Raw genomic sequence first — 5412 nt, 5'->3', positions numbered from 1 at the left:
CGGGCTATGTGCTGCGCAGTAAATCCGATCACCCAATGGTCGCGGCGCACCGCGAACTGGTTCACAAAATCGGCGTGACAGGTAACGGCGTGAAACAACGGATTGCGGGAGCAAGCCTGCAGCCGACCTTTCTGCTGGCGGATGTCGAGGTCGTAGCCACCTATGAACTATTCAACATCAACCGGTCGAAACTTGAGCATTTGATCCACCGGATCTTCGACCCCGCAAGGTTTGATGTTGAGATCATTGATCGCTTTGGCCGTCCCTACGTACCGAAAGAATGGTTCATGGTGCCGCTCTTCGTGATTGCCGAGGCAGTGGACCGGATCAGGGATGGCACGATAGTCGGCTACCGCTATGATCCGGCCTCGGCAACCTTGGTCGAGCGAGAAGAGAAAACCGGGCATGTGAAATAATGCCGAGGCTTGAAGCGACCAGCACGCACTACATTAAGCTCGGCCGAGGTGGAGAATGGGAGGCCGAGGCAATCGGCGAGGGTGTCCTCCGTTTCGGGTATCGCGAGTTGTCCCACGAGCTTTGCGTTGCAGGGGACTGGGAGGGCGCTCGGGAAGCATGGCGCGCGCATCGTGATGGCAATGATGCAGTTCTGACCAGCGACATGAACCAGGCTCGCATCTTCTACACCGCACCAGACACCTCGGTATTCATCACCTTCCATGCCGGGCGCATGTATTGGTGCCGACCGCGTGGCCCTGCGGAACTGCTCGCGGACCGGACCAAACTTCGTAGAACGGTGGACGGCTGGCACGGTCAAACCGTGGGCGGCAACGATCTATTCTACGAACGGCTGTCAGGCCGCCTCCTGAAAGTTCAGGGATTTCGCGGTACGATTTGCGGGGTTGATGCAGAAGATTACCTGCTCCGAAAGCTTGGGGACGAGGTCACACCCCAAGTCGAAGCCGCATTGCGGGCAGAAACGCAGATGATTGCCGCGATTTCCGGGCTGATGAGTCTTCTGACCTGGCAGGACTTCGAGCTGCTGGTTGACCTTGTATTCTCTTCCAGCGGCTGGAAACGGACAGGCGCGACCGGCGGCGTCCAGAACACCGTCGACATCGAGTTGGTCCTTCCCTCCACGCAGGAGAGAGCATTCGTGCAGGTCAAATCGCGGGCGACACCGGCCCAGCTCAATGACTATGTGGGGCGGATGGCCGAAATGGACGGCGTGCATCGCATGTTCTTTGTTTGGCACACGGGCGATGTGGGTGCCGCACCCGAGCAAGGTCGGGTCACTCTTGTTGGTCCTGATCGACTCGCCCGGATGGTCCTCGACGCAGGACTCGCGACGTGGCTGCGACAGAAAGTGAGTTGATCCACCCGCTGTCATGGCGACGCCGCCCCCCCGCGGCATGGTTCCTCCCCGGCCCTGAACGTATGCGGGGGGGCGCAGCCCGGCACTTTTCTAGCGACTGGCTTTTTCACCGGGGAATCCACCTGGAATCCACCTTGGCCGGCCCATGAACGTAAAATGACTCAATATCAGACCCTTAGGTCACAGAAGTCGTGCCGGAGAGGTGGATTTTACTATTTCAGTCAAGAATCCACTTGAGCCAAAATCTGGCCAGAGTGGCCAGCCAGGGAAGCCACCCAGCGGTGGTCAGGTTTGAACTCAGCAGAACCTGCTGATTCAACACGGAAAAAGGGTTTGACATTTCTAGCCCCCTTGACGTACCCCTTGAGCATCGAAGAATTGCGCCCGGAGGATACCCCTCGCGGGCGCTTTTGTTTTTCTGGCATCGCGGACCTTGTGGGCCGCCAGTCCTACCGGCTGGCCATGTGTCCTTGGCCGCCCTGCCCCAGTTCCGAAAGCCCCCCATGGACCTCGTCTTCGCGCCGAGCCAGATTGAATCCTGGCCGATTGCCCGGCTGCGCCCCTATGCCCGCAATGCCAAGATGCACGGCGACGACCAGGTGGCCAAGATCGCCGCCAGCATGGCCAAGTTCGGCTGGACCGTCCCCTGCATGGTGGCCGACGACGGCGAGCTGATCGCAGGCCATGGCCGGGTGCTGGCCGCCACGATGCTCGGACTGACCGAGGTGCCGGTGATCCGGCTCAGCCATCTGGATGAGGCCGAACGCCGGGCCTACCGGATCGCCGACAATAAATTGACGGAACTGGGCGATTGGGACGAGGCCCTGCTGCGCGACGAAATCGCGGGGCTGCTGGCCGAGGATTTCGACCTGACGCTCTTGGGTATCAGTGACGATGACCTCGACGCACTGTTGCGGGATCCCGAGGCGCTGGGCGGCGATGGCCCGGTCGAGGGCGAGGACGATGTGCCGGACCTGCCGGTCACGCCGGTGTCTGTGCCGGGCGACCTGTGGCAACTCGGGGCGCATCGGCTGATCTGCGGCGACAGCACATCGGCTGATGTGGTCGGGCGGCTCTTGGGCGATGTGCGCCCCCTGCTGATGGTCACCGACCCGCCCTATGGTGTGGAATACGATCCCTCCTGGCGCAACCAGGCTGGGGCCGCGAAGACCAAGCGCACTGGTAAGGTTCTGAATGACGACCGGGCTGACTGGCGCGAGGCCTGGGCACTGTTCCCCGGTGACGTCGCCTATGTCTGGCACGGCGCGCTGCATGCCGCGACCGTGGCCGATAGCCTGACGCACGCGGGCTTCGCCATCCGGTCGCAGATCATCTGGGCCAAGGACCGGCTGGTACTCAGCCGCGGGGACTATCACTGGCAGCACGAACCCTGCTGGTATGCGGTACGCGCCAAGGGCAAGGGCCACTGGGCGGGCGACCGCAAGCAGACGACGCTTTGGCAAATCGCCAATCGGGATCAGGACGCGGACACGGTTCACGGGACGCAGAAACCCGTCGAATGCATGCGCCGTCCGATCCTGAACAACTCGAGCCCAGGCCAAGCGGTGTTTGAGCCCTTCATGGGATCCGGCACCACGCTGATCGCGGCCGAGACGACGGGACGAGTTTGCTTCGGGGTGGAGTTGAACCCGGCCTACGTCGATGTCGCCATCGAACGCTGGCAGTCCTTCACCGGCCAAGAAGCGATGTTGGCAGAAACCGGTGAGAGTTTCGCCGCCCTCAAGGCCAAGCGGCTCGCAGCATGACGATCTCTCTGCGCCCGAGCCAGATTGCGTTCTGGCCGCTGGATCGGCTCAAGCCCTATGCCCGCAACGCCAAGACGCACGACGCCAGTCAGGTCACGAAGATTGCCGCCAGCATGGCGGAGTTCGGTTGGACCGTCCCCTGCCTCGTCGCCGCCGACGGGGAGTTGATAGCTGGCCACGGCCGCGTCCTGGCTGCAGCGCAGCTGGGGCTGGCCGAGGCCCCGGTCATCGTACTGGACCATCTGACTGAAGCGCAGCGTCGGGCATACCGGATTGCCGACAACCGTCTGACCGAACTGGGCGGGTGGGACGAGGCGTTGCTGCTCGAGGAACTGCGTGGACTGATGGCCGAGGATTTCGACCTCAGGCTGATCGGGATCCCCGAGGACGAGCTGGACGCGCTGCTGAATGATGCCGACGACCGCACGCCCATCGATGATGACACCGCCGACACCATCCCCGAGGCTCCGGCCGAACCGATCACGCAGGCAGGCGACATCTGGCGGCTTGGGCATCACCGGCTGATCTGTGGCGATGCCACCGACCCGGCCATGGTGGCGCGGCTGATGGACGGGGCACAGGCCTCGCTGATGTTCACCTCACCGCCCTATGCCCAGCAGCGCGACTATGGCGCAGCGAAGGAAAAAGTCGGAGATTGGGACGCGCTGATGCAGGGCGTCTTCGCTGCAGCACCCGTCACCGCCGATGCCCAGCTGCTCGTCAACCTCGGCCTCGTCCATCGCGACGGCGAATGGCTCCCATACTGGGACGGCTGGGTCGACTGGATGCGCGCGCAGGGCTGGCGGCGCTTCGGCTGGTACGTCTGGGACCAGGGGCCAGGTCTTCCTGGCGACTGGAACGGACGACTGGCGCCCTCGCACGAGTTCATTTTCCACTTCAACCGCCATCCCCGCAAACCGAACAAGACTGTGGAGAGCAAGCACGCGGGCGAAACCCTCGGCGGCGGTGGTCTGCGCGGGGCCGACGGCACGGTCCATCGCAAGACCGGCTACGGCAACGCGATCCAGAGCCACCGCATTCCGGACTCTGTGTTCCGGATCATGCGCCACAAGGGCGGGCTGGGTGCTGCCGGATCGCACCCGGCTGTCTTCCCGGTGGCATTGGTCGAGGCGGTGCTGGAGGCATTCTCTGATCCCGGCGACCTGGTGTTCGAGCCGTTCTGCGGCTCAGGCACGCAGTTAGTCGCGGCCGAGCGCACCGGGCGGCGCTGCTGCGCGGTGGAACTGGATCCGGTCTATTGCGACGTCGCCGTGCGGCGCTGGGAGATGGCGACGGGGAAGAAGGCCCAGTTGGAAAGCCGCAACGAGACGACCATCGGCAAGGAGAGAGGACAGAAATGATGATCGACGCCCCGGTCTGGCGAAACGCCGACCTCATTCGGATCATTCCGATCACGCGCGCGGACCTGAACCAGGCCATATCCCGCAACGACTTTCGGCCAGAAAGCTCCCCGAAGCCCGGAAAGGCGCGCTGGTATGGCTGGAGAGACGTGGTGTCGGTTGCGGCGGCACAGGATTTGCGCAAGCTCGGCTTTGGTCCGTCTTTCGCATTCGGGTTGGTGCAGAAACATTTGTCACCGTTTCTCCGGAGTCAGATCGCTACGTCGGACGATTGCGGCGGGCTGCTTTGGCTGATCCGCTCAAGTGCGCACCACCTCGAGATCGACGCCCCGTGCGAGTTCCGGCGCCACACCGAGTACGAAGAACTCCTGATCCCGCCAAACGAGAATGCCTGCATCATCGTGAATGTGGGACGGATTGCGGCGCGCGTGCTCAACGATTTGCAGGCGACCGAGACTGGCAAAGTCATCCGTCAAGAATTCCAGCAAACGGCGACGGTGAGGTGACCCAATCGCGCCGCATGTCGTTGATCGAGGCCATCACCAATGTCGCGATTGGCTATGCGCTGGCGGTGGTCGCGCAGATCGTCGTGTTCCCGTGGTTCGGCCTGCATGCAAGCCTTGGCGACAACCTGGCGCTTGGCCTGGTCTTTACCACCATCTCTTTGACCCGCGGCTACGCTCTGCGCAGATTGTTCACACGGTTCGGCCGGAAATGAAAAAGGACCAGCCGAAGCTGGTCCAGAGTTGAGGCATATTTGCGACGAGCAGATCGCAAATCGAGCAGGTCAACAGGCGGTTAGCCTGAGCGATTTGTCGGCTGTCAGGTATCGATTCGCAAGGCGGGATCAACATATCGACACAGCAAGAGATGCGAGCCCATCATATTGATGCCTCGATGTGATAAATCCGCCCGCGCTGATCATCAGAGGACGTTGCGATCTCAAAGCCGA

At 62.5% G+C, this 5412-nt stretch carries 6 protein-coding genes; all 6 read left to right on the top strand.

All coding sequences use genetic code 11. The annotated features are described in order from the left end of the window. The coding region (locus tag C5F46_RS15555) for a GIY-YIG nuclease family protein (RefSeq protein WP_146160252.1) at positions 1-416 on the top strand (416 nt) is incomplete at its 5' end. Next, on the top strand, positions 416-1333 hold the full coding sequence (locus C5F46_RS15550) for a restriction endonuclease (RefSeq protein ID WP_107326226.1): 918 nt from the start codon (positions 416-418) through the stop codon (positions 1331-1333). The genes C5F46_RS15555 and C5F46_RS15550, both read left to right, overlap by 1 nt. A 503-nt stretch (positions 1334-1836) precedes the next feature. Then, positions 1837-3099 carry a site-specific DNA-methyltransferase gene (locus C5F46_RS15545; protein ID WP_107326225.1) on the top strand — a complete coding sequence of 421 codons (1263 nt, stop codon included), beginning with the start codon at positions 1837-1839 and terminating at the stop codon, positions 3097-3099. Beyond that, positions 3096-4460 carry a site-specific DNA-methyltransferase gene (locus tag C5F46_RS15540; RefSeq protein ID WP_107326224.1) on the top strand — a complete coding sequence of 455 codons (1365 nt, stop codon included), beginning with the start codon at positions 3096-3098 and terminating at the stop codon, positions 4458-4460. Before C5F46_RS15545 ends, C5F46_RS15540 begins: the two co-directional genes overlap by 4 nt. Continuing rightward, entirely contained in the window at positions 4457-4966 is a 510-nt protein-coding gene (locus C5F46_RS15535) for a hypothetical protein (RefSeq protein WP_107326223.1), read from the top strand. The genes C5F46_RS15540 and C5F46_RS15535 overlap by 4 nt, the downstream gene beginning before the upstream one ends. Then, on the top strand, positions 4963-5178 hold the full coding sequence (locus C5F46_RS15530; protein WP_107326222.1) for a DUF7220 family protein: 216 nt from the start codon (positions 4963-4965) through the stop codon (positions 5176-5178). The genes C5F46_RS15535 and C5F46_RS15530 overlap by 4 nt, the downstream gene beginning before the upstream one ends. Positions 5179-5412: the final 234 nt, after the last annotated feature.

Origin of the sequence: Phaeovulum veldkampii DSM 11550 (assembly GCF_003034995.1) — a bacterium.
Lineage (GTDB): Bacteria > Pseudomonadota > Alphaproteobacteria > Rhodobacterales > Rhodobacteraceae > Phaeovulum > Phaeovulum veldkampii.
The sequence above is the reverse complement of the archived record's forward strand: the minus strand, read 5'-3'. Positions and strand labels throughout refer to the sequence as shown.

Excerpts from the sequence above, each read along its gene's own strand:
- C5F46_RS15535 (WP_107326223.1), top strand. The coding sequence starts at position 4,457 with ATGATGATCGACGCCCCGGTCTGGCGAAACGCCGACCTCATTCGGATC.
- C5F46_RS15540 (WP_107326224.1), top strand. The coding sequence starts at position 3,096 with ATGACGATCTCTCTGCGCCCGAGCCAGATTGCGTTCTGGCCGCTGGAT.
- C5F46_RS15550 (WP_107326226.1), top strand. The coding sequence starts at position 416 with ATGCCGAGGCTTGAAGCGACCAGCACGCACTACATTAAGCTCGGCCGA.
- C5F46_RS15545 (WP_107326225.1), top strand. The coding sequence starts at position 1,837 with ATGGACCTCGTCTTCGCGCCGAGCCAGATTGAATCCTGGCCGATTGCC.